The following is a 24,096-nucleotide window of genomic DNA, read 5'->3' as shown; positions in this document are numbered from 1 at the left end:
TGTTCCTATAGTTTTTGGCTAAGTTCGCGAATGGTTTTATTTAATGTTTGGTCATTCAAAGAATAGTCAACAGGCACATCAATTAGATGTACAGCTGGCTCAGCTAAACAAGCCTGTACTCTTGGTAACAATTCTTCGGCTGAATCAATCCGCCAGCCTTTGGCACCATAGCTTTGAGCGTATTTAACAAAATCGGGATTACCGTAATCCAAACCAAAATTATCAAACTCCATATGCGCTTGTTTCCATTTGATCATTCCATACGCATCGTCACGTAAAATAATCACCACTATATGCAATTTAAGGCGCACTGCGGTTTCCATTTCTTGACTATTCATCATGAAACCACCATCACCACACACGGTAATAACCGATTTATCGGGGTTTACAATCTTAGCCGCCATAGCTGACGGCAGCCCTGCCCCCATTGTTGCCAAAGCATTATCAAGCAACAATGTATTGGGTAGATAAGCAGGATAGTTCCTAGCAAACCAAATTTTATATACGCCGTTATCGAGGGTCACTATGCCGTCTTTTGGCATTGCGGTACGAATATCTCGTACAAAACGTTCCGGCAATATAGGGAAACGGTCATCATCTTCTGACACTTTACGATGAGCAATGTATGCATCATGAACATCGCTATAAAAATCAAGTTTCCAATTATTGGATGGCGTAATTTTTTGTTTAATTTGCCAAATGCTATTGGCAATATCACCGACCACTTCCAATTGAGGGAAATACACAGGATCAACCGCAGCGGAGGCGAAATTAATATGAATGACTTTTTTGCCATCATTACCCATGAAAAATGGCGGCTTCTCTACCACGTCATGACCGACGTTAATGATCAAATCAGCGCGTGAAATCACTCGGTGTACAAAGTCACCATCGGATAATGCGGTATTGCCCATGAACAATTTACCGCTTTCATCTAAAACCCCTTTCCCCATCTGTGTGGTGATGTAAGGAATACCGGTTTTTTCAACAAACTCTTTGAGCATCTTAGCGGTGAGTTTACGGTTTGCAGCAGCACCAATGAGTAAAACCGGTGACTTAGCTGTCTCTATCATGTTAACCGCACCGTCAATCGACTTATCTTCAGCGATGGGACGTCTTACGGCGCTAGCTTTGATTAATTTTGCGTTGGTTTTTTCAGCGGCAATATCTTCCGGCAATTCAATGTGAACAGCACCAGGACGCTCTTCATGGGCCAATCGAAATGCTTCACGAACTATGGATGGAATGCGATCACCACTCACCACTTGGGTGGTGTATTTGGTTAAAGGACGCATCATATCAACCGCATCTATTACCTGAAAGCGACCTTGTTTACTGGTTTTAATTGGTTTTTGGCCAGTAATCATCAACATCGGCATAGCACCAAGTTGCGCATAAGCTGCTGGTGTCACTAGGTTAGTCGCACCAGGGCCAAGGGTGGATAAACACACACCGACTTTTCCAGTTAAACGGCCATATGTTGCGGCCATGAAGCCTGCACCTTGCTCATGTCTGGTAAGAATTAGTTTGATAGGTGACTTTCTTAAGGATTCTAATAAATCGAGGTTTTCTTCGCCAGGGATACCGAATACGTATTCGACCCCTTCCGCTTCTAATGCTTGTACAAATAAATCTGATGCTTTCATATTTTTCCCATTAGATTATTGGCAAGAACTACTAGTGTAAATCTTTAAAGATAGTCCATCATTCCCATCAAGCTAAATAACAGATATTTTCCAGCCATTCAGATTTAACGCTTTAAGGGTTCGAGATTGTTCAGCATAGCTGATTGATTGTCACTCGAACGACTACTCGTTATTTTGTAGTAGATCTCATTAAATGTTGGTTTTCGTAATTATTCTCAAAAACAAGATTGAGTGTACACACAGAACTGATTGAACTTAAATGTTTAAATGTGATTACTTTAATCGATTAATTATATCAAACGAAAAAAACCACAAAACAGATTGTCAGGCGAGTTACTTTGCGGTCTTAGGTGGATTGACTTTGACAGGTCCTGCACTTTTGTTTTTATCTCGATTGCCCATTAAGCCTATGTATCTAACAAATACATTGCTCAAGTACTTTTCGGAATTAAACCCTAGTCGCTTGGCCACACTAGTCACCTTTTGATCAGTGCGCATAAGCACCTTTTTCGCGTATTCCAATCGATAATGATAGACAAATGCACGAAAATTTCGTTTCAACACGAATCTGGTGGCCAATGCTAAGGCTGCGGGTTCTACTTGTGCTGCGTCTGCAACCTGTTTAATACGAAGTCCTTTGCGTTTATAGGCTTTATGCTGAATGATCGCTTTTTCCGCTTGTTTTAAAGTATGCCTGAGCTGATCCTCAGAGTAGTTCCCTTTATCCATTTGTGAATAGGCAAAAGGTGTGGGAGAGTATTTTCGGTTTTGCACCAGAAGTAATATCAAATACAAACATCCAGTCGCATTTAGCATATTCACTAAGGTTTGCCATTGCACAATGATAGGCAACAAATCAAAGGCGGCTAAGCCGATGACACAAATAGATAAAAATGCGGTAAACATTAATACATAACAGCCGTTGCTGGTAAAACGCATTTCGAAAATATCGATATCAACTACTTGATCTGATAAGTAATAATGATAAGAAGCAAGGTATTCAGCGGCGTGAACCGCAAAACTTAATGTCACGAAGGCGCTGAATAAATAGGTCGCATAGAACGGCCAATTTAGCAATATGTCACCCATCGGCGGCGACTGTAGCATCCCAATTCTGAGCTCCGTTGGTGCTAACCAAAGTGGTAACTGCCCAGCTAAAAGCAGCACTGTGGGTATAAAAAATAGGACATTATTATTGGCAAACTTTGCCAACGTAAGTTGTCGGATACTCAGTACTAAACAGGCAATGATTAACGCCGAAAAGAATGGCGAGGAGCCTACCAAAAAATTAAGTTGAGATTGATATCCTGATAACTTTAACCACTCGTCTAAAAGTAGCAATGGCCACACCAAGATGGCGGTTAAAATTAATTTGGCGTGGGGAAATTGCTCGTAACGAACCCAGACTAAAATAAGCCCAATAAACCAGCCAACTAGCATTGAGCTAATCGCGATTTGATAGAGACTCATATCACCCATTACGTATTCACCAATATGTTTCCATAGACATTGCCACTCCTTTACTTAACTCTATAACGGTCAGAAGACTGTTTTTCTTAACCTCACTCCATTGCAAAAGCTCAGATTTATCTTCCACATCTGAATCCAATAGCTTGGTTTGAAACACATTGAGTTTGCGTAATTCCTGTATGCCCTCCAACACATCGCTCCAAGGATCAAGAAATGGCTGGCGTCGATAGTTATCCAAACACGACCCTAACAGCAAATCAGTGTTTAACGCACTAAGTAACTGTTCATAATGTTGCAGATACTCTTCCATGCTGCCAACTTCGGCGTTGATACCAGCCAATACGCTCTGCCATTTTTGCTGCAAAACTGCCTCTGCATGTTCTTTTAGCGGTTTAGTGTGGGCATCAGATTTTTGTCGCCAAGGACAAGTCACAAGTAGTCGCGATAAACCAAGTTGCAATAACGAATTATCTTGGTGGGTAATTAAATAATGGGGACGAGATAGATTTAGTGTTCCATCTTGTAATCCTCGTAAATAACTGACCAATGCATCATGCTGAGCTAAACGTTTACTATACATTCCGCGTTTTGAACGTAACGCTCGAATACTTTTTAACTGTTCAATCCAAGCCCACTTATTTAACCGCAAGTTAAGCGCTCTGCTGAGATCTTCTATGGCTTTGCATTGGAGCGCTTTGGAATATATGTGCACACAATCTCTGGTTAATCGCAAACCTACGTATATATCAATTAAATCAGTGACTTTTTTGGTTTGCATGTAGCGATATTCAGCTTTTTGCCAGAACGACAACGCGTAGCCTAAGCCTTTAATAAAGCCGCTTTCACAATCATCCGAATCTGATAAAGTGACACTGCTAATTTTTTGAGGTTCTGGCGAAAGAGCATTACGGGCAAGGGTAAAGCCGCGCCCTGCTTTACTTAAATTACACAATTGACTAGGTGCTAAAGTTGCCATTTTTTCTGCGATATCAAATAACACGGCAACATCACCACTTTTCAGTTCCAACTCTATTTCACAAATGTCGGCGCTATTATCGGCAGTGCTTACTGAGCCTTTATCCAACACCAATTCTACATCAGTGCCGTCGGATAACCGCAGTAAATAGGCTTTACGTTTAAAGTCAGTGTGAAAAATCTGGATGATCTTTTCTTGTAGTTCAGCAACTGAAATATCTCGAGGCCAAATACTGGGATCAAATAATTCTAAAGAGGGAGACAATGAATCTATGGAAACATTATATTCAGGGCGCTGATGCAAACCGCCGATACTTTTGCCAGCAGTCTTAACCGTTTGTTCAATACCTTTATCACTACTTCGAACCCGTAACCCTATGCCATTCGCACTTAACAACCATTCAGGAGTATCAAAGTATTGATTAAACAAGGTAAATTCGGACGTTTCAATATTCGCTGAAAACTGTCCCAAGGTCGATAATAAGTCAGATTCGTCAATGCCATCGGGCAATAACAACTTTAATTCAATTTCTTTTTCCATTAAAACACATGTCCAATGAGAGGATAAATTAGCGGGTAATCAATGGCATAAACAATACTCCGAACAACAAACCAAGGCAATCAATCAAACCATGACTTGCCTTTGGGAATACAAGACCATACCATTTGTCTAAATTTATATTTAACATTGATGAATTATGGGCAAGCTTTCAACCACAATTTTTATTATTTTCACGTTGGCAATTAGCAACGTAAGTGCACAGCAAGAACCTAACGACAGCTCTGGTGATATTCGCTATATCACTGACGACCTATCTGCATTTATGCATACCGGTCCGACTAGGAATTACCGTATTCTAGGCTCGATTACAGCCGGTACACGTATTACGGTTTTACAAGAGAATAAAGAGACTGGATTCACCGAAGTGATCGATGATAAACAGCGCACTGGGTGGGTAGAATCTCAGTATGTTAGCAATGAACAAAGCATTCGTGAACTCGTTCCCGGACTGCAACAGAGTGCCAAACAATCTACCTCTCAAATTGCGCAACTTAACAAATCAAATGATTTATTGAGTCAGCAGCTTTCTGATTTAACTAGCCAAAACAAGGTGTTAGTTAAAGACTTAGAAAGTCAAAAGAAAGAAACTCAGAAACTGCAAAGAGAACTAGATATGCTAGATCAAAGTGCCCAAATGAAGTGGTTCACTCGAGGCGGCATTATCGCGTTAGTGAGTATTCTGCTGGGTGTAATCATTGCCTATTTACCGAAAAAGCGTAAACGCAGTGACCAATGGATGTAATTATTTAGTATGAAAAATGCACTCCTCAAACGGAGTGCATTGATGTTTGATCCCAACGCCAATCTTCAGCGTAATATCCTTTTAGTATCGAACCGACGCTTCTTCTTCCAAAGTGGTATAAACACGTCTACATTTTGACTGTATTTACACTCTATCAATCTATACACTCGCCCGATTATTAATCGCTAATCCCTTAACGGAGGTACAGTATGCTTTTTCAAGGTAATTTGGTTACTAGTTGTCCAATTCGACAAAAGATAAGAGATTTTTATCGTATAGACGAAAATTTGGCTGTGGATCATATTCTGCCTGATGCAGAAGTATCTGTCGGAGCCCGCAGTCGGGCTTGGGAACGTGCTCGAAAAATGGTTTTGCGTATACGCCGTGAACAAGAGGGACACGGCGGTGTAGATGCGCTGCTAAATGAATATTCATTGTCGACGGCTGAAGGCGTCGTGCTGATGTGTTTAGCAGAAGCACTATTGCGGGTGCCCGATAAAAAATCACAAGATGCGTTAATCCGTGACAAACTTTCAAAAGGTGCTTGGAGTTCACACTTAGGCACCAGTGATTCGATTTTTGTGAACGCTTCTTCTTGGGGCTTGTTGCTAACGGGCAACATGGTCTCATATACCGATCATCGTAAACGCAACAGCATCGGTCTATTGAAAAAAACCCTTGGAAAAATGGGTGAGCCGGTAATTCGTAAAGCCATGAACATTGCGATGAAGGTAATGGGCAAACAGTTCGTCATGGGTGAAAACATTGATGATGCATTGAAACGGGCAGCCGAAAAAGAACAACAAGGTTATGTGTATTCATATGACATGCTTGGTGAAGGGGCGCGCACCGCTAAGGACGCTCAGGCATATTACGATGCTTATGAAGAAGCTATTCATGCAATTGGTAAAGCTGCCAACAAAAAGGGGCCTAAGCGCAGCCCGGGTATTTCAGTAAAATTATCAGCCATTCATCCTCGTTATGAATTTACCAATCGTGAAGAAGTGTTGGAGGTCATTCCTAAACTTTTAAAACAACTATGTATGTTGTGCAAAGATTATGACATTGGTTTAACGGTAGATGCAGAAGAAGCAGATCGTTTAGATATCTCGTTAGATATCATTGAAAAAGTATTTTCAGATCCAGATTTAGGTGATTGGAGCGGCTTCGGTTTAGCTGTTCAGGCATACCAGAAACGCTCTTTATATGTACTTGATTGGCTCAGAGACTTAACCTTAAAAACGGGTCGCACTATGATGGTACGACTAGTGAAGGGTGCCTATTGGGATACGGAAATAAAAAATGCCCAACAAGCTGGTTTGGAACACTTTCCGGTCTTTACTCGTAAATCATCCACAGATGTTTCATACCACGCCTGTGCAAACCGCTTGTTAGCTTACAAAGACACCATATACCCGCAATTTGCTACGCATAACGCATACACAGCTTCGGTTATTCTAGAACTGGCTGGAGACGATAAAGAAGGTTTCGAGTTCCAATGTCTTCATGGCATGGGCGATAGTTTATATGACCAAATTGTGGTTGAAGAAAAAGTACAATGTCGTGTTTACGCTCCCGTTGGTGAACATGAAGATTTGTTAGCCTATTTAGTCAGAAGACTATTGGAAAATGGGGCTAACTCATCGTTTGTAAACGCCATTGTAGATGACAGCAAACCGGTTGAAGACTTGCTCGAAGATCCGGTTGAAAAAACCCAACGATTAAAATTCAAATATAACCAGCAAATTCTTAAACCGATAGATTTATACGGTGCTGAACGGGCTAATTCGAAAGGCCTAGATTTAACCGATATCAATCATATTGCGCCGCTTAAATTAGCCCTTGATCGTTGGCAGTCAGAAAATTGTGTTGCTCAGCCAGAAGAAAATGAGACCATCCATGTGGTTCGAAATCCAGCCAAGCAAGATGAAGCTATCGGCCACTTGGTGTATGACTCACCTGAGCAAATAAAACATAAGTTGGAATTAGCCGAACGCGCTTTTCAAAAGTGGTCAAACACGCCCGTCGAAACCAGAGCAGAAGTATTAAGACGCACTGCTGACGCACTTGAGCGTAACTCCGATGAATTAATGGCATTATGCTTAAAAGAAGCGGGGAAAATAGCCCAAGACGCCATCGATGAGATTCGTGAAGCCGTTGATTTTTGTCGCTATTATGCAGCAAGAGCTGAAGAGTTATCTGAAGATAATCGACTTAGCCCTCGGGGTGTAGTGCTGTGCATAAGCCCTTGGAACTTCCCGTTAGCCATTTTCTTAGGGCAAGTAGTTGCGGCTTTGGTTACAGGAAATACGGTACTCGCCAAACCTGCAGAACAAACCAGTTTGATCGCCATTCGAGCGGTGGAACTGATGGAAAACGTTGGACTTCCAAAAGGTACATTGCAAACCCTTGTGAATAAAGGTCCGGTTATTGGCGATGTGCTACTCCCTGATTCACGGATTAAAGCAGTGATATTTACCGGCTCAACGCAAACCGGTAGCTTAATCGCCAAAGAACTAGCTAACAGAGGCACTGAACAGGTGCCACTGATTGCAGAAACTGGTGGTCAAAACTGCATGATTGTTGATTCAACAGCGCTGCCAGAACAAGTTATTGATGATGTTATCGCATCTGGATTTCAAAGTGCCGGACAACGCTGTTCCGCATTGCGAGTATTATTTTTACAAGAAGACATTGCCGATACCATTATTGAAATGTTAATTGGTGCCATGCAAGAGCTAAGAGTCGGCGACCCATCCATGCTATCTACGGATATTGGTCCTGTTATTGACCAAAAAGCGCTAAACAGTCTGCAGCAGCATGTTATTGATATGCAAGGAAAAGCGAAGTTACTTTACGACGCACCTTTGCCGGAAGATTGTAAAAACGGTTTCTATTTCACACCTAAATTATATGAAATTGATAACATCGATGTGTTAACCCGAGAAGTGTTTGGTCCTTGTGTGCACATTGTTCGCTTTAAAGAAAAAGACACCCTTAATGTCATTCAACAAATTAATGGAACAGGCTTTGGCTTAACCATGGGCGTGCACTCAAGAATTGATGAAAAGGCCATGGAATTAGGTCGCTTGTCCCGTGCAGGTAATGTGTACATCAACCGCAATATGATTGGTGCGATTGTTGGTGTTCAACCTTTTGGCGGCAGAGGACTGTCCGGCACTGGACCTAAAGCAGGTGGCCCTAATTATCTACCTAGATTGATGATCGAAAAAGCCACTCCGTTGAAGAGTGAAGTCAAAGATGAATTACAAATTCAACAAGTTTTTGAAGCATCAGGGATTGATGAAAGCGGTGCGCTGAAAATAATGAATAATGCCGCAGAGGCAGAATTTGATTGGCGTTCGACTAATCTTACTTCTCGTATTTCTTGGGTTCGACAGCTACTTGCTAAGCTAGCAAGAGTCGATATTCTCGATGATTTGGCTGAAGATTTAGATCAAACTTTAGCGGTTTCTAGAGCTCAACTGATTAAAATTCAAAAAATGCTCAAAGCGCCTACTGAGTTGCCAGGACCAACAGGTGAATCCAATACCCTCTATCTAGAACCAAGAGGAGTGCTGTTATGTTATGCCGATGAGCAGGTAACATTTGAATATTGGGCATTATCTATTGTAACTGCGTTGGCTACAGGTAACGTAGTAATCGCGGTTGTTTCTGATTTGTTTTACGATGAAGCCACCGAATTCGTTAACAAATGGCGTTCAATTGGCGCACCAGAAGCGGTACTTCAGGTAGCTAAATTATCCCATTTGCAAGCGCTATTAGATGCGCCGCAACTTGCCGGTGTGGTAATAGATAGTCAAAGTCATAGCAAGGCGTATTTGGCGCAAAAATTGGCTCAGCGTGAAGGCGCTATTTTACCTGTCATCACTTCTGAGTATTCTGACAATCTTATTCAACGGTTATTAACTGAAAAAACCATTAGTATCGATACCACTGCATCTGGCGGTAACACTAAGCTAATGACCTTAGAAGAGTCAGATGATTAATTTGCTATTTGCGGCATAATTATCACAAAAAACAATGAACCCAAACCTGTGAGCCCTGTCTCACAGGTTTTCTGGGTTATTTTTACTCAGTTATTGCATTTTTAGCTTGGCTGCTATATTCACTCTAGTGACAGCCTAGTTTGTGTGATTGCACTTTCAATCGAAAATTATTATTCATACAAGGAGTTTGCACGTGTTTGTTTTCGCAAAATTATTGAAGGCCTTACATTCAGATGCCGGCCCTTGGTCCCTAGCCTTTGGCATTATGTTAGGAATGATTTTCGGTCTAACCCCACTGATTAAACTGCACAATCTGATCATTTTATTTGTGGTGTTATTTTGTCGAGTCAACCTTTCCACATTTATCCTTTCCTGGGGCGTGTTTTCAGCATTAGCGCTAATACTCGATCCGATGATGATGAACATCGGCGAAGCCATTTTAACCAGCGAAAATTTACAGAGCATATGGACGAGTTTTTATAACACTGGATTTGGCCGGCTAAGTCAGTTCTACAACACCTTGACCATGGGCAGTCTGGCGCTGAGTTTGGCATTATCACCTTTGGTACTTATTGTGAGTCGTATATTAGTCGTCAAATACCGTGAACACTTTTTAGCATGGGTCGAACAATGGCGAATATTACAAATCATCAAAGGTAGCCGTGTGTATCAAATGTATCAGCGCTTTGGAGGTTAATCATGAATAAAATTATTCGTTGGCAAGGACTGGTAGGCTTTATAGCGATAGTAGGCTTAATAAGCGCTATTTTGATTCTTTTTTTAGATACATGGATAAAACTGGCAACGACCATTGGTTTGGAAGAAGTCACAGGTGCAGAAGTGAATATCGAATCTGTATCTCACAGCTTTTCGCCATTTGGGGTTACTTTTGAAAATATACAATTAACCGATCCGAATCAACCTACTCATAACCAAGTTCAAGCAGACAAACTAACCGCACAAATCGAGTTAGCGCCGCTGTTATTAAACAAAATTATCATCGACGATATGACTATCTCTGGAGTGGCTTTTAGTCAACCAAGAGAAACTGAAGGTAGTGTTTATAACGTTTCACGTATTGAAGCGGGAGCCAAATCGATTGTTGATCCGCAAAATATTCCCAGTGTCGACGAAATATTAGCCCGTTCACCTTTGAAAACAGACAAAGCCATAGAAGAAGTTCAGAACTCATACGCTCTACACAGTGAAAACGTAAAAGCAAAATATGCTGAACTTCCTAGTAAAGAGAAACTTCAAGATTACAAAACTGAAATAGAGTCTCTTACCCAAACAGATTATAAAGATCCAATTAAACTTGCTGCCGCTAAAAAACAATTCGATGCCCTACGGGAAGAAATCAACCTAGATAAACAAAAGATTGAGGCCTTCAACGAGGCAGTAAAAGCTGCACAAAAAGATTTATCTCCCAAGTTAGCCGAACTGAAATCTGCTCCAGGACAAGATTATAAGCAATTACAAAATTTGATTGCCGGTGAGCAAGGCGCAATTCAAGACGTTACTCGAATGATCCTTGGCGATAAAGCCGCCGTTTGGAGCAACTATCTATTAAGTGCATACCAAATCGCCGCGCCATTAATGGGCAATGCTCAAAGCGAACAGCAGCAGCAGCGCGCCGAAGGTAAGTGGATTGAATTTGCTGATGCCGCTGAACTCCCAGACATCTGGGTTAAAAAAGCAGACATTTCCCTTACATGGCAACAAGAAACCATTGCTTCTAAATGGTTAAACATCACCCACCAACATAACAGAATAGGCCAACCAACTACTTTTAAGATTGATTCAAGCACGAGTTCGTTATGGCAATCGTTGAAAGTAGACGGAGATTTTGAATTTTCAGATCTCGGTATGGTTGCACGTCAGGAGTGGGATCTGAAAGGCATTAAACTGCAGGAAATTGCGCTGCTAGAAGAACAAAAGCTATCAACCAAAGTTGAAAGTGCGTTAATGGGCAGTAGCGGTAATTTAGCCGTTGCCAATGGCATAATGAAAGGCACGGGTAACATTGACTTCAAGCAATTGAGCATGGCCGCAACAGGCACCAATAACCTAACAAAAGTGATCGCAGAAACCCTAACCGGCTTGAGCAACCTTAACATTAATACCAAGATTGCTGGCAGTTTCGAGCATCCCGATGTTTCCTTTAGTTCCGATTTAGATCAGCAAATTGGCAAAACCATGTTAACCAACCTGACTGCTGACCAAACCTCTAAACTAGGAGAATTGCGCACTAAACTTGATAGTAAAGCACAAAATGTTTTAGGCGACAAAAATGCCCAATTAACTCAATGGATTGATTGGCAGAGTGTGTCGGATGGCGATTTGGGCAGCATGGAAGAAATGTTAAACGCGCAGTTTAATAACGTCCTTGAAAAACAAAAAGATAAGCTCAAAGATAAACTAAAAGATAAATTATTCGGCAACTAGTTATCATTCCATGGTGGGTTAGTGCTGGCTTTGGCTGTGGATTCTCGGCATAATATTGACATTATTGCAGTGGCGAGGGCAGACAAATATGAAATGGATCACGTTAATTCTCGTGAGTTTATGTTTATTACTGCAATATCGTCTTTGGTTCGGTAAAAACAGTATTCCCGATTATATTGAAATTAAACAGTTAGTCGAAGAACAACAAGCCAGAAATGCTGATTTAATCCAGCGCAACAATTTGCTTTTAGCCGACATTCACGACCTTAAAATAGGTGTCGATGCGATGGAAGAGCGGGCCAGAAATGAGCTAGGATTGATTAAACAAGGTGAGACATTTTACCGCATTCTGCCAGCTCAAGATTAAATGAGTTAAAGCAAAGCTGCCGACTCTAATTTATTGAAAATATAAAATTTGTTGGTTTGAAATCTACATAATAGATTTCAAACTAGTGCGAACTTAAACTGCAAACGACTTATGAATCCATGACTCAACATTTCCCCAGTTTTAGCGTAATTGTTCCTGCAGCAGGAGTCGGTAAACGCATGCAGGCAGACAAACCCAAGCAGTATTTGAAAATTGGCGATAAAACTGTGTTGGAACACACTGTTGAAAAGTTAATTACCCATCCTAGAGTCTCCCATATTGTTATCGCACTGGATCCGCAGGATCCTTATTTTGACTTGCTACCCTTAAGTCAGCAAGAATGGATAACGAGAGTGGACGGAGGTTCAGAGCGTGCAGATTCAGTGTTGGCCGGTTTACGCGCAGTCAATAATGCAGATTGGATTGCCGTTCACGATGCCGCTCGCCCTTGTGTAAGTCATGCTGATTTGGACCAACTTTTCAGTCTTTACGAGAAGAATAATGGTGGAGGCATACTCGCGAATACGGTTAAAGATACGATGAAACGTGCTCAACAAGCGCATCCAAATCGTGTCGCTAAAACCGTCGATAGAGATGGGCTATGGCATGCTTTAACACCGCAGTTTTTTGCACTTAAGCAACTTAGACAATCACTCACTGAAGCACTAGAGCAAGGTGTGACTATCACCGATGAAGCGTCGGCGATGGAATGGGCTGGATGGCCGGTTAATTTAGTTGAGGGAAGCGAACGCAATATTAAAATAACCCGTCCCAATGATTTAGCATTGGCGAGGTTTTATTTATCTCAGGAAAAATAGCAATGCGAATTGGTCATGGTTACGACGTACATAAATTTGGTGGTGAAGGCCCCATAGTCATTTGTGGTGAATTCATCGATTATGAAATGGGCTTGGTCGCACACTCCGACGGTGATGTTGCGCTACACGCTTTGTGTGATGCTTTATTAGGGGCCTGCGCCTTAGGTGATATTGGCAAGCATTTCCCCGACACAGACTCAGCTTATGCAGGTGCAGATAGCCGAGAATTACTAAAACATGTATATGACCTGATTCGCCAAAAAGGCTATCAATTGGCTAATTTAGATATGACGATTGTGGCACAAGCACCCAAAATGGCGCCGCATATTTCCGCCATGAGGCAGAATATTTGTAGCGATTTGCAAGTGGATATTGAACAAGTGAATGTGAAAGCCACAACCACTGAAAAACTCGGGTTTGCTGGTCGAAAAGAAGGCATAGCCTGCCACGCTGTAGTGTTATTGCAAGTAGCCAATACATGATTGCTTTGGGCACTGAGCACTGGCTGCATCAACAATCGGCACCAACCGCATCGGGTACAATTAAATCGAGTTTCGCTGATTTTGTAGTACGTGAAGAACTCGGATACGAACTGACAGGTGAAGGTGAGCATATTCATTTGTGGGTGCAAAAAGAAGGTTTAAACACCGCTTTTGTCGCGGAACAGTTAGCCAAATTTTGCGGTCTTCCTTTGCGCGCTATTACTTATGCTGGGCGCAAAGACAAACACGCATTAACCCAGCAATGGTTCGGTGTTCACGCCCCTGGGAAACAAACCTTTGAATGGCAAGACTTACAATTAGATGGTTTGCGTATCCTTGAATCTCAACGACACAACAAGAAGCTGCGAGTTGGGGCGTTAACAGGTAATCGCTTTGAACTAGTTGTACGCGAGATAACAGATACTTCACAGTTAACCCAAAGATTAGAGTATATTCAGCAAAATGGTGTACCGAATTATTTTGGCGCCCAGCGTTTTGGTGAATCTCGCCATCATCAGGCGGGGGGAAATTTATTACTAGCACAAACGATGCTAAACGGTGAAACCATTCGCAATCGAAATAAGCGCTCAATGGCAATTTCAGCGTTACGTTCTTGGTTATTCAACGAATTTATACACCAACGGTTATTGCAAAAAACCTATGCTACACCACTACCTGGCGAGGCCTGTATTTTAACTGGCAGCAATAGTTTTTTTATTGCCCGACAAATAGATCCCGAGACGCGGTTGCGCTTAGAAAAAAATGATATTGTATTATCTGCGCCAATGTGGGGAACCGGTGAGCTAACCACCGAAGGTCAAGTAAAAGAATTTGAGCAACAAGTCGCAAAGCAACAACTCAACGTATGTCAATTACTTGCGGCATTGGGCTTAAAACAGGAGCGTCGAGCTATTTGCTTGAAACCACAAAATTTACAGTGGCAAATTAGCTCAGATACGCTGAATATACAATTTTCGTTGCCTGCAGGATGCTTTGCAACGTCAGTATTAAGAGAGTTAATAAATGCAAATACTGCTGAGCAATGATGATGGTTTTTTTGCCGAAGGCTTAGAAACCTTATACGCCCATTTAAGTGAACTCTATGATGTAACAGTGATCGCGCCGGAGGAAAATTGCAGCGCGTTTAGTAATGCCCTATCGATACGAAAACCGTTGCGAATCGAAAAACAAAATAACGGATTTTACGCAGTTAACGGAACACCTTCTGACTGTGTGCATTTGGGCATTAACCAGTTTCTAGCAAAAGACCCCACCTTGGTTGTTTCTGGGATCAACCATGGCCCCAATTTAGGTGATGACGTTATCTATTCAGGCACAGTCGCGGCGGCAACAGAAGGGCGATTCATGGGTTTACCTGCTATCGCAGTGTCACTAGCAAGTCACGAATGTAAACACTTTGAAACAGCAGCCAAAGTAGTAGTAGAAATTATTCAGCGTTTGCACAAACATCCATTGCCGGCAGACCAAATTCTTAATATTAATGTACCCGATGTTCCCTACCAAGCTCTGCAAGGCATCGAAGTGACTCGTCAAGGGCGTCGCCATCGGGCTGAAAGCATGGTAAAAGATAAAGACCCTCAGGGTCAGGACGTTTATTGGTATGGCGCAATAGGCCAAGAACAAGACGCAGGCCCGGGAACCGATTTTTACGCTGTGGCGCAGAACCGTTGCTCTGTCACTCCCTTGAGTGTAGATATGACAGCTTACAATAGTCTAAATGACATGAAAAAATGGTTAGATATAGAAATCACATAACAATAAGATGAAGTACAAGGAATCACATGAAACGCGCCACTAGAAAAGGTCAATCTTTAGCTCAATTGATACATGCTGAAGGAATACAGGAACAACGAGTATTGCAGGCCGTTGCCGCAACACCTCGAGAATTGTTTCTGCCAGATGCATTGCATCATAAAGCCTATGAAAACACGGCATTACCGATTGGCCAAGGGCAAACCATTTCACAACCCTACATAGTCGCTAAAATGACCGAACTTTTGCTTAGTTCTGATGCTCAAAACCATTCAGTATTAGAAATTGGCACAGGCTCAGGATATCAAACCGCTATTTTGGCGCAATTGTTCAATAAAGTGTTTAGTGTTGAACGAATTAAAGCCTTACAGTTCCAAGCTAAACGCAGAATGAATCAATTGGATTTACACAACGTATCGATGAAACATGGTGACGGCTGGAAAGGCTGGGCAAATAAAGGTCCTTTTGACGGAATTATCGTTACCGCAGCGGCTAGTCATATGCCGACGGAACTTTATCAACAACTGAATGATGGCGGCATGTTAGTGATTCCCGTTGGAACCGACGATCAAAAACTACATGTGGTCGTGCGTAATAAAGATGAGTTCAATACCACGATTGTGGAATCTGTGCGTTTTGTTCCACTCGTCGCCGGCGATATCATTTAAGGTTTGTCAATTACCAAGGAAGTAAATTAGTGAAACCAATTAGTAGAAACACTAAGCAGTTTGTTGGCCTAGGGTTAAAAGGTGCTCTGATGGGAGCTGCAGACGCTATTCCAGGCGTGTCTGGCGGAACTATCGCTTTTATGACAGGCATTTATGAAGAATTAATCTATTCTTTGAAGCAATGTGGACCTGAAGCGCTAAGCATCTTATTTAAACAAGGAATCTTAGCCGCTTGGCAACATATCAATGGCGCTTTTCTAGCGTGTGTTTTTGGTGGCATTCTAGTCAGCGTGATTAGCGCCTCACACCTTGTTATATTTTTACTCGATAGCTACCCTAGTTTACTCTGGTCATTTTTCTTTGGCTTAATTTTGGCCGCAGTTTGGTCGGTAGTGCGACATATCGACAAATGGCGTGCTAGCATATTAGTTGCTTTTCTTTGCGGGGCTATCTCGGCTTTTTACATCACTACTATAACCCCAACACATGTTGAAGCTACCAGTCTTATGGTATTCCTATCAGGCATGATCGCAATTTGTGCAATGATACTTCCAGGCATATCGGGCAGCTTTATTCTATTATTGTTAGGCATGTACATGCCCATTCTTTCTGCCGTAAAGTCCTTTCAAATTGGTACCCTAGCCCTGTTTGCTGGCGGCTGTGTGGTTGGTCTATTGTCATTTTCTCGAGTTTTACACTGGATGTTTGAAAAACATAAAACGATGACATTGGCCTTACTTGGGGGCTTTATGTTAGGTTCTTTAAACAAAGTATGGCCATGGAAACTAGTTGTGGAGAGCGTGGTCAATCGTCACGGAAAAGTTATTCCTTTAGTAGAGAACAACGTGTTACCCGCCACTTATGAGGCTGCCAGTGGACTACCAGCGCAACTGATACCTGCAATCTCTTTGATGCTTATCGGCGCTATTATGGTTGTTTTTCTAGAAAAGTTGGGGACCAAACCGGATTAATTCAGATGCAGAAGCTGGCGAGTTTATGGGCAAATAACATAAGGCGAGAACATTTCTCAGCGCTAGCTTTCATCTTACCTCTTAGTCTAACAATTGTCTTTGTATCCGCCTGCTCCAACCGCTCTACCCCTGCCCCAGTGATCGAACTCTACCAAGGGAAAGATTATCGCGACTTTGAAAAGAACGGATTCACAGGCAGCAAGTATATTGTCCAAAAAGGCGATACTTTATTTTCAATCGCTTGGTTTTCTGGAAATGACTACAGAGATATCGCCTCACAAAACAACATAAGAAAGCCCTATGCAATTTATCCAGGGCAAGAATTAGTCTTAAAAACGCCACCTAAAGCAGTTCAAAAAAGAGTAAATAACCAACCTGGTCAGACCACCAAAACAAAAACAAACAGGACAGTTGACCCACCACGAAAGCAAGCGTATGGTGAAAGTAACAAAGATGTTAACAAACCTTACAAGCGGTCAGAAACCATTGAATTCCCTAGTAGAATAGAAAAATGGATTTGGCCTGCAAAAGGGAAATTAGCAACTAAATTTTCGCTTTCAGAGCAAGGCAGTCGGGGTATTGAAATCAGGGGTTCTAAAGGTGACCAAGTCGTTGCCGCCGCTGATGGCAAAGTTGTATACACTGGGAACGCTTTGAGAGGTTATGGTCAGTTGATCATAATTAAGCATTCTGAGTCTTTTTTGAGTGCTTATGCGCACAATGATGCTGTATTTGTAAAAGAACAACAGTGGATTAAGGCGGGGCAAAAAATAGCCTCCATGGGAAGTACAGGTACCGACAAAGTTAAGCTTCGTTTTGAAGTTAGGTACAGGGGCAAGTCTGTTGACCCATTGAAGTATTTACCTAGTAGATAATAACAATAAATAATAATTAGAAAGGCCTATAGGAGAAATGTGGACTAAATAAAATCTTTTAGGAGAATTGTATATGGGTGACAAAAATACCATCGTTGTAAATTTGGCTGAGCCGATTGTAAACGAAAAAGAACTCGACTCGGAATTAGCAGAAATTGAAGCCGATGATGAGAAAGATCCCATGGAAGAAATACTGGCTGGCCAAGAAGAAATCCAGAAAAACTTGGACGCCACGCAGTTGTATTTGGGTGAAATAGGTTTTTCACCTCTGTTGTCAGCAGAAGAAGAAGTGTATTTTGCACGACGCGCTTTAAAGGGAGACGAAGCCTCTCGCAAACGCATGATTGTGAGTAATTTACGTTTGGTCGTTAAAATAGCAAGACGTTACAACAATCGTGGATTGGCTTTATTAGATTTAATTGAAGAAGGTAATCTAGGACTAATTCGAGCTGTAGAAAAATTTGATCCTGAACGCGGTTTCCGCTTCTCAACCTACGCTACTTGGTGGATAAGACAAACCATCGAAAGAGCGATCATGAACCAAACCAGAACTATCCGATTACCTATCCATGTGGTAAAAGAATTAAATGTTTATCTCAGAGCATCACGGGAGCTCGCTCAGAAACTAGATCATGAACCTACTGCAGATGAAATTGCAGATTCACTTGGCAAACCCGTTGAAGACGTAACTAAAATGTTGCGATTAAACGAAAGAATCACATCTGTTGATACACCAATTGGAAGTGAGAATGATAAAGCACTACTAGATATCATTGCTGATGAAAAAGGTTACGGTCCAGAAGAAGATTTACAAGATAAAGATATCAAATGTAGCATCATTCGTTGGTTAGAAGAACTGAACCCCAAACAACGTGAAGTCTTAGCTAGACGCTTTGGATTGATGGGATACGAACCTTCTACATTAGAGGATGTTGGCGCTGAAATTGGTCTCACCAGAGAAAGGGTAAGACAAATCCAAGTTGAAGCATTACGACGCTTACGGGATATGTTAGGACACCAAGGATTAAATCTAGAAGCGCTGTTTAACAAAGATGATTAAACATCAAAATAGTAATTAAAAAGACGTCAAAATTGACGTCTTTTTTGTTTTCTGTCTCTTCGCTGTATTTCACTGCAGCTACTTAGCCATCATACGACGCCAAAGCAACTGCCTATAAGGACATTCTGTATTGCGGGGGGCTTATTCGTAGTAACCTACGAATTAACCTTAGAGCTAAAGATGCGGCCTGCAACGATTTGTTTCAGGCCGAAATTTTTCGCTTAACCTGCCCTTAAACACCGGCTTAGGGGTTGGTTAATTAACCAAACTATAGTGCTGCTAATGCCGCGTCGTAATCAGGCTCGTCAGTTGTTTCAGCTACTTGTTGAGTAAACATTACCGTACCATCAGCATCGATAACCACCACTGAACGAGATAATAAACCCGCTAGTGGACCCGTTTTAAATGCGACACCATAATCATCGCCAAAAGAGCCACGGAAACTAGAACCGGTAATAACATTTTCAATACCTTCTGCACCACAGAATCTAGCCGCAGCAAAGGGTAAATCTGCTGAAACACAAATCACTTTGGTGTTATCCAGATCAGCAGCTTTTTCATTAAATTTGCGAACAGAGGTAGCACATGTGCCAGTATCGACAGACGGAAATATATTTAGAATAACTTTACTACCCGCGTAATCCGCTAAGGTAGCAGATGATAAATCAACTTTAACTAAGTTGAAATCTGGTGCTTTGCTTCCTACTGCTGGTAATTCACCAACAGTTTCAAAAGAATTGCCTTGTAATGTAACAGTTGCCATCTAACTCTCCATTTTATTGAGGATTTATTTCACAATAGACTACAGTATAGTCATCTATTGAGGCAAAAGATCATTGCTATGAAATAGAAATATGATTTTGCAGGTCTAAGATTCCAACTAGCCGATAATACAGTTAGTAATGCACAGTCGAATTTATACGTGACTAAGGACTCATTCTTTGGTTTCGCACAAACAAAGGTTACCTATGTCATCAAATTTACGCTTAGTTTTATCTGCACTCATCTCTTTTGTGTTTTATTTTGCTTGGACCTATTGGGCCAACAATATGGTCTCTGAGGATTCTAGTTTAGTATTAAGGTCGGCTATCGTTCAGGGCACGCTGAGCGCGACTATCACCTTACTTTTCACCTTTGCATTAGAAAAATCAGTGCAGAAATTTGGACAAAGTAGTTTTTCGCTTATTTTTGTTGTACCAATTATCTGTACAGTACATTCTAAAACAACCCAGAACATTGCTATCTTTAAGACCTTTAACGCTGCATTGAATCTATCTGCGCAAAAAGCCAGTGGTACTATGGTACCAGGTACACTTTTAGCACCTATTCTTCCCTTATTGGTTCAGGCCACTATTGCTATAACAGTAAATTGGTTGAATCAAACTCCCAACCTGTGGTTAACCGTTGCCCCAAGTATTTTTTTTACTGGTGTATATGGTTACGTTTATACCTTCACGTTACTAAAAGACAGAGAAGCTTCCGTCTAAAATCCACTGCTGCTGTGCGGGTGATAAGCAGTTAAAGTATTCGTCGAACAAAAGTTGAACCAGCTGAAAAGCTGACGTAAGGTAGTCGAATGAATACTATAAATCCGACAAAAGTTGCCTTAATGGACTTGGCGCAAGAGATATTGCAAACCAAGTCATTTTCTAGTGTCTCCTTTCAAACGCTTGCCTTAGGTGTAGGGATTAAAAAAGGCAGTGTTTATTATCACTTTCAAACCAAAGAAGATCTGAGTGAAGCTATCATTGATCGCTTAATGAAAATGCTGCAACAAAGTTTGCTCGAGATTCAAAATGAACCGGTAGAAAATCAACTAAGCATCTACGTTAATTGGTTTGAAAACCATATTGGAGCGGCACAAAAACTATGCCCTGCAGCCAGTTTTGCTGCGACTTGGGACGCGGTTCCCGAACGGACAAAATCAAAAGTACAAGAGTTATATAATCTGCATCAACATTCCTTAGCCAAAATGATTCAAAATGGCAGAGACAAAGGCGTATTTGCTATAACGAATAAGTCTGCTGAAGAGTTAGCCATAATAGCATTTGCTTTGTTGCAAGGAGGTTTGGTGTCCTCCAGGGTATCTCAATCTAGATATGAATTTGAAGCATGCAAAGCGGCGGCGTTACACATGGTCAAAGCAGGCTAACGTCAATCCCCAATGTGGCGAATCAACAACCTTAAGGACAGGGTTGATAGAAGGTATTTTTTGATAGCTCAATTGCTTCTTCAATCACTAAACGCGCAGCAGCTTGCTCACCTAAGTTTCGCAGATTTTCTAACCAACTACGAAACAAACGTTGATCAAATAACGCTAAATTTGTCGCCTTATGAAAAAGAAAAATCGAATGTTCAAAATGTTTTTCCCTTCTTAGCTCTAGCTCCTTTAGTGCCAAATCATTACCCTCAAGTTCGTAAATCACTTCTTGATAAGCCATGCCGATATTTTGCGTAATATTAGTTTTCCCTTGAAATTCCATCGTCTGCCCTAAGGATAAACAAAGTTGTAAAAACTCAACATCCTGTTTAGGTTTGTCGGTACACAGCTTAGATATAATATTGAAAAAACTCGGTTGCGTTGCAGCGGCCCCAAAAGCAGAAAGCGCATTTCGTGTAAAATTTTCATTTGGGCGACCTTGTAAGCTATCTATATAAAGTCCGATATAATCTGCGAAACTTTCTTCGAATAGCGGAGCGCTATTAACTTGGCGAAGCGCATCTTTAACCAAATCAAGAGCATTTCTACTTGCGTGGAAATTAGCAACAGCGAACCACATTGCAGCGTTATCCCCTCCAACAGAAATCGCCTGTTCAACCAGTTGCTGATTGCAACCTTGATGACCTTTATTTTCTGTACATAAACCTAGAATTTGTTCCAGTGCTAGGGAATTATTGGGGAAACGTTGATTGAACGAGAATAACTTATCTAGTCGACTGGCTTGTTCTGACAAATCAGAGAATAACGCATAAGCCAACTGCTTGTGTTCTGACAAGGAACTGTCAAAACTGGCAAATATTTCCCCATTGCTCATGCCTTGATAGTCGGTGATTTGCTCCACATCGCATTCAACAATATAGTTGGGATCGGCTTCGGGCCCAGACTCGATTGAAGCAATTTGCTGTTCGGCAACTTGCTGAGTGTTTTTTTTCAACGGGGTAGCATTAGAGGAAGTAGTAAAGGCAATTTCAGGCTTGAGTGACGAAGTAACCTCGTCATTTTTTTGGATTTGCTTATTTGTAATGAAATCAAACAGAAAAAAACACAAAATAACCCCACCGATAAGTGAGGCTATTTTGGTTATCTTATTCATCGAATTATAATGGCTTATGACCCAAAACTACGCGCGACTGGTAAATTTTTGTTCAGCCGTATTAATTTTAATTTTTTCACCTGCTGCAATATATTCTGGTACTTGAACGACTAGCCCAGTTGAAAGTGTCGCTGGCTTAGTTCTCGCACTTGCCGATGCGCCTTTAATCGACGGGTCAGTTTCAGTAATGACTAGCTCAACAGACGCAGGTAGTTCTATCCCTACAGGTTTACCATCTACAATCAATATCTGTAGACCTTCAGTTTCCTCTGTAAAAAACAGCAACTCTTCAGCAATTGTATCTTTGTCCAATGAAAATGGTGTGTAATCTTCACTGTCCATAAACACGTATTCTGTACCGTCAACGTAAGAAAACATGACTTTACGACGGAAGAACTCAGCAGTATTGATCATCTCATCCGCTTTAAAACTTTCATCAGCTTTTGCCCCGGTAGAAACTTCATACAGACGCATACGGTATAAACTCGCACCAGCTCGACCACTAGGGGTAAGTTTGTTGATATCTTTTACAAGATAGACTTTACCGTTATGTTCAATTGCGGCATTCTTTTTTACTTCACTCGCTTTTGGCATTATTTTGCTCAACTTAAAAATTGCTTACTATTAAAGTATCACGAAGTGTAAAAACACAGAAGTAATTAGCACGCTAAAATACGATTTTTAGGGCTAATTTAAGGGTAAATATATATCTGTGATCATTTCTGTTTCTAACACTTGGGGTCCGAAGCTGACACGTTCGAAAAATAGCGGGAATTTCCCAGGGAGATTTTGCGTAGCATTAAGCCAGTGGGTGAACAAAAACTCTAAGCTATGGGACAATAAATGTTCTGGCCCTATGTGTCTAAAATAGGCGCATCGACAACTAGGAATGGTTTCAAAATGCATATTTTCAGCCAGAGCATACGAATTCGATTTAATTTCTACGCCTAATCCGAAACGATATTCAGTTTCAGTAGCCTGCCTAGGATCATTATAAATAATATTAAATGTACGACTGTTGACAGGCGAAAGCTGGTTGGCTTTTCGCCACGCAACGAAGTTTTGAATACTCAGCGGTAAAGTTCGCGGTGAGCCTCGATGGGTTAAAATGGCGATATCCAACTCGGCAAATTCAACAATTTCCACATCACTGAGATTAAGTTCTGGGCGCATATAATCTTCTAATTAACTCTCTACACGATTTAAGGTAAGAAATTGATAGTTATACTTATTTTTCTCATCGGCTAAGTGAGACTCCGTTTCTATAACTTCCCAATTAGCTGACTGATTATAATCAGGGAAATACGTATCTCCTGCCACGGCCAAGTCAATTTGAGTCAAATACAGGCGATGGCATAATGGTAAAAAATGACTGTAAATTGTACCGCCACCAATTATCATCAGTTCGTCTATATCGCCAGCGGCTTTGACAGCGTCCTCACAACTCGACACAACGATAGCATCTTCAAGCTGATACTCAGAATCACGGCTAATGACGATGTTTAATCTACCGGGAAGGGCTTTACCGATGGACTCATAGGTTTTCCTCCCCATCACTACAGGCTTACCCAAAGTCGTACGCTTGAAGTGACCTAAGTCTGCCGGAAGGTGCCAAGGCATACTGTTATCAGCCCCAATCACACGATTCTTTGCCATCGCAGCAATCATTGATATCACCATATAAATTTACAGCCTTTAAACAATACTAATTTAAAAAATGCGTAGCGCATTGGTTGTGTTAACTTGCTTCATTCTAACACTTTTAAATATCTAAATGTGTCGTGTAATAGTTACAACTTAGGTAAAATTTTCAGAACAACTCTCTGTAGTTTTTTAATCTAAAAGCCCTTAAGCCACTTGCAGTCTATGCTATACCAGCATTTTCCAATTTTGGTTCAGTTTTTGCTCTACTGACATA

23 protein-coding genes are annotated in these 24,096 nt (G+C 41.3%); 15 read left to right on the top strand and 8 right to left on the bottom strand.

The features are described 5' to 3' along the window. Positions 1–5 precede the first annotated feature (5 nt). The 3 genes from Q4567_RS11420 to Q4567_RS11410 all read right to left on the bottom strand — a co-directional run bounded on the left by Q4567_RS11420 (position 6) and on the right by Q4567_RS11410 (position 4,632). Positions 6–1,646, bottom strand: a complete 1,641-nt coding sequence (locus Q4567_RS11420; RefSeq protein WP_216049040.1) for an acetolactate synthase large subunit — start codon at positions 1,644–1,646, stop codon at positions 6–8. Positions 1,647–1,979: 333 nt separating this feature from the next. Further along, positions 1,980–3,125 carry a helix-turn-helix domain-containing protein gene (locus tag Q4567_RS11415; RefSeq protein WP_216049041.1) on the bottom strand — a complete coding sequence of 382 codons (1,146 nt, stop codon included), beginning with the start codon at positions 3,123–3,125 and terminating at the stop codon, positions 1,980–1,982. A 7-nt stretch (positions 3,126–3,132) separates the two neighbouring features. Continuing rightward, the gene (locus Q4567_RS11410; RefSeq protein WP_303500471.1) at positions 3,133–4,632 is read right to left on the bottom strand and encodes an inorganic triphosphatase; all 1,500 of its coding nucleotides are present in this window, start codon (positions 4,630–4,632) and stop codon (positions 3,133–3,135) included. Positions 4,633–4,789: 157 nt separating this feature from the next. Here Q4567_RS11410 and Q4567_RS11405 point away from each other — a divergent pair, with 157 nt between their 5' ends. The 13 genes from Q4567_RS11405 to rpoS all read left to right on the top strand — a co-directional run bounded on the left by Q4567_RS11405 (position 4,790) and on the right by rpoS (position 18,864). Next, positions 4,790–5,395, top strand: a complete 606-nt coding sequence (locus Q4567_RS11405; protein ID WP_216049043.1) for a TIGR04211 family SH3 domain-containing protein — start codon at positions 4,790–4,792, stop codon at positions 5,393–5,395. Positions 5,396–5,604: 209 nt separating this feature from the next. Next, complete coding sequence (putA, locus tag Q4567_RS11400) at positions 5,605–9,405, top strand: bifunctional proline dehydrogenase/L-glutamate gamma-semialdehyde dehydrogenase PutA (protein WP_303500470.1); 3,801 nt, start codon at positions 5,605–5,607, stop codon at positions 9,403–9,405. A 193-nt stretch (positions 9,406–9,598) separates the two neighbouring features. Next, positions 9,599–10,102: a TIGR03546 family protein gene (locus tag Q4567_RS11395; protein ID WP_216049045.1), complete on the top strand. Its 504-nt coding sequence runs from the start codon at positions 9,599–9,601 to the stop codon at positions 10,100–10,102. Between the two features lie 2 nt (positions 10,103–10,104). Beyond that, a complete protein-coding gene (locus tag Q4567_RS11390; RefSeq protein ID WP_303500467.1) occupies positions 10,105–11,850 on the top strand; it encodes a TIGR03545 family protein in 1,746 nt (581 codons plus the stop codon). A gap of 88 nt (positions 11,851–11,938) precedes the next feature. Further along, positions 11,939–12,217, top strand: coding sequence for a cell division protein FtsB (gene ftsB / locus Q4567_RS11385; RefSeq protein ID WP_216049047.1), 279 nt, complete (start codon positions 11,939–11,941; stop codon positions 12,215–12,217). 119 nt (positions 12,218–12,336) lie between these two features. Further along, positions 12,337–13,035: a 2-C-methyl-D-erythritol 4-phosphate cytidylyltransferase gene (gene ispD, locus Q4567_RS11380; protein WP_216049048.1), complete on the top strand. Its 699-nt coding sequence runs from the start codon at positions 12,337–12,339 to the stop codon at positions 13,033–13,035. Between the two features lie 2 nt (positions 13,036–13,037). Further along, the gene (gene ispF, locus Q4567_RS11375) at positions 13,038–13,517 is read left to right on the top strand and encodes a 2-C-methyl-D-erythritol 2,4-cyclodiphosphate synthase (protein WP_216049049.1); all 480 of its coding nucleotides are present in this window, start codon (positions 13,038–13,040) and stop codon (positions 13,515–13,517) included. Beyond that, complete coding sequence (gene truD / locus Q4567_RS11370; protein ID WP_303500465.1) at positions 13,514–14,563, top strand: tRNA pseudouridine(13) synthase TruD; 1,050 nt, start codon at positions 13,514–13,516, stop codon at positions 14,561–14,563. The genes ispF and truD overlap by 4 nt, the downstream gene beginning before the upstream one ends. Next, the gene (gene surE, locus Q4567_RS11365) at positions 14,541–15,293 is read left to right on the top strand and encodes a 5'/3'-nucleotidase SurE (protein ID WP_303500463.1); all 753 of its coding nucleotides are present in this window, start codon (positions 14,541–14,543) and stop codon (positions 15,291–15,293) included. Before truD ends, surE begins: the two co-directional genes overlap by 23 nt. 26 nt (positions 15,294–15,319) lie before the next feature. Then, a complete protein-coding gene (locus Q4567_RS11360) occupies positions 15,320–15,958 on the top strand; it encodes a protein-L-isoaspartate(D-aspartate) O-methyltransferase (RefSeq protein ID WP_303500462.1) in 639 nt (212 codons plus the stop codon). A gap of 29 nt (positions 15,959–15,987) precedes the next feature. Further along, on the top strand, positions 15,988–16,929 hold the full coding sequence (locus tag Q4567_RS11355) for a DUF368 domain-containing protein (RefSeq protein WP_303500461.1): 942 nt from the start codon (positions 15,988–15,990) through the stop codon (positions 16,927–16,929). A gap of 5 nt (positions 16,930–16,934) precedes the next feature. Next, positions 16,935–17,804 carry a peptidoglycan DD-metalloendopeptidase family protein gene (locus tag Q4567_RS11350; protein WP_303500460.1) on the top strand — a complete coding sequence of 290 codons (870 nt, stop codon included), beginning with the start codon at positions 16,935–16,937 and terminating at the stop codon, positions 17,802–17,804. A 73-nt stretch (positions 17,805–17,877) separates the two neighbouring features. Beyond that, entirely contained in the window at positions 17,878–18,864 is a 987-nt protein-coding gene (rpoS, locus tag Q4567_RS11345) for an RNA polymerase sigma factor RpoS (protein WP_303500459.1), read from the top strand. Positions 18,865–19,132: 268 nt separating this feature from the next. Here rpoS and tpx read toward each other — a convergent pair whose 3' ends face one another. Then, positions 19,133–19,627, bottom strand: coding sequence for a thiol peroxidase (gene tpx / locus Q4567_RS11340; protein ID WP_303500457.1), 495 nt, complete (start codon positions 19,625–19,627; stop codon positions 19,133–19,135). 205 nt (positions 19,628–19,832) lie between these two features. On the opposite strand from tpx, the gene Q4567_RS11335 reads away from it, so the two are divergent. Together Q4567_RS11335 and Q4567_RS11330 are read left to right on the top strand one after the other, a co-directional pair. Beyond that, positions 19,833–20,351: a hypothetical protein gene (locus tag Q4567_RS11335; RefSeq protein WP_216049056.1), complete on the top strand. Its 519-nt coding sequence runs from the start codon at positions 19,833–19,835 to the stop codon at positions 20,349–20,351. 89 nt (positions 20,352–20,440) lie between these two features. Next, positions 20,441–21,016, top strand: a complete 576-nt coding sequence (locus Q4567_RS11330) for a TetR/AcrR family transcriptional regulator (RefSeq protein ID WP_216049057.1) — start codon at positions 20,441–20,443, stop codon at positions 21,014–21,016. Positions 21,017–21,047: 31 nt separating this feature from the next. Here Q4567_RS11330 and Q4567_RS11325 read toward each other — a convergent pair whose 3' ends face one another. The 4 genes from Q4567_RS11325 to folA all read right to left on the bottom strand — a co-directional run bounded on the left by Q4567_RS11325 (position 21,048) and on the right by folA (position 23,846). After that, positions 21,048–22,178: a hypothetical protein gene (locus tag Q4567_RS11325; RefSeq protein WP_216049058.1), complete on the bottom strand. Its 1,131-nt coding sequence runs from the start codon at positions 22,176–22,178 to the stop codon at positions 21,048–21,050. 27 nt (positions 22,179–22,205) lie between these two features. Then, positions 22,206–22,772 (bottom strand): elongation factor P-like protein YeiP, encoded by a 567-nt coding sequence (gene yeiP, locus Q4567_RS11320; RefSeq protein ID WP_216049059.1) that lies wholly within the window; start codon positions 22,770–22,772, stop codon positions 22,206–22,208. 93 nt (positions 22,773–22,865) lie between these two features. Beyond that, on the bottom strand, positions 22,866–23,351 hold the full coding sequence (locus Q4567_RS11315) for a GyrI-like domain-containing protein (RefSeq protein ID WP_216049060.1): 486 nt from the start codon (positions 23,349–23,351) through the stop codon (positions 22,866–22,868). 12 nt (positions 23,352–23,363) lie between these two features. Further along, complete coding sequence (gene folA, locus Q4567_RS11310; protein WP_216049061.1) at positions 23,364–23,846, bottom strand: type 3 dihydrofolate reductase; 483 nt, start codon at positions 23,844–23,846, stop codon at positions 23,364–23,366. Between the last annotated feature and the right edge of the window lie 250 nt (positions 23,847–24,096).

The organism is Aliiglaciecola sp. 2_MG-2023, from assembly GCF_030548145.1.
GTDB lineage: Bacteria > Pseudomonadota > Gammaproteobacteria > Enterobacterales > Alteromonadaceae > Aliiglaciecola > Aliiglaciecola lipolytica_A.
Note: the sequence above shows the minus strand (reverse complement) of the source record. Positions and strands in the feature narration are given on the sequence as shown.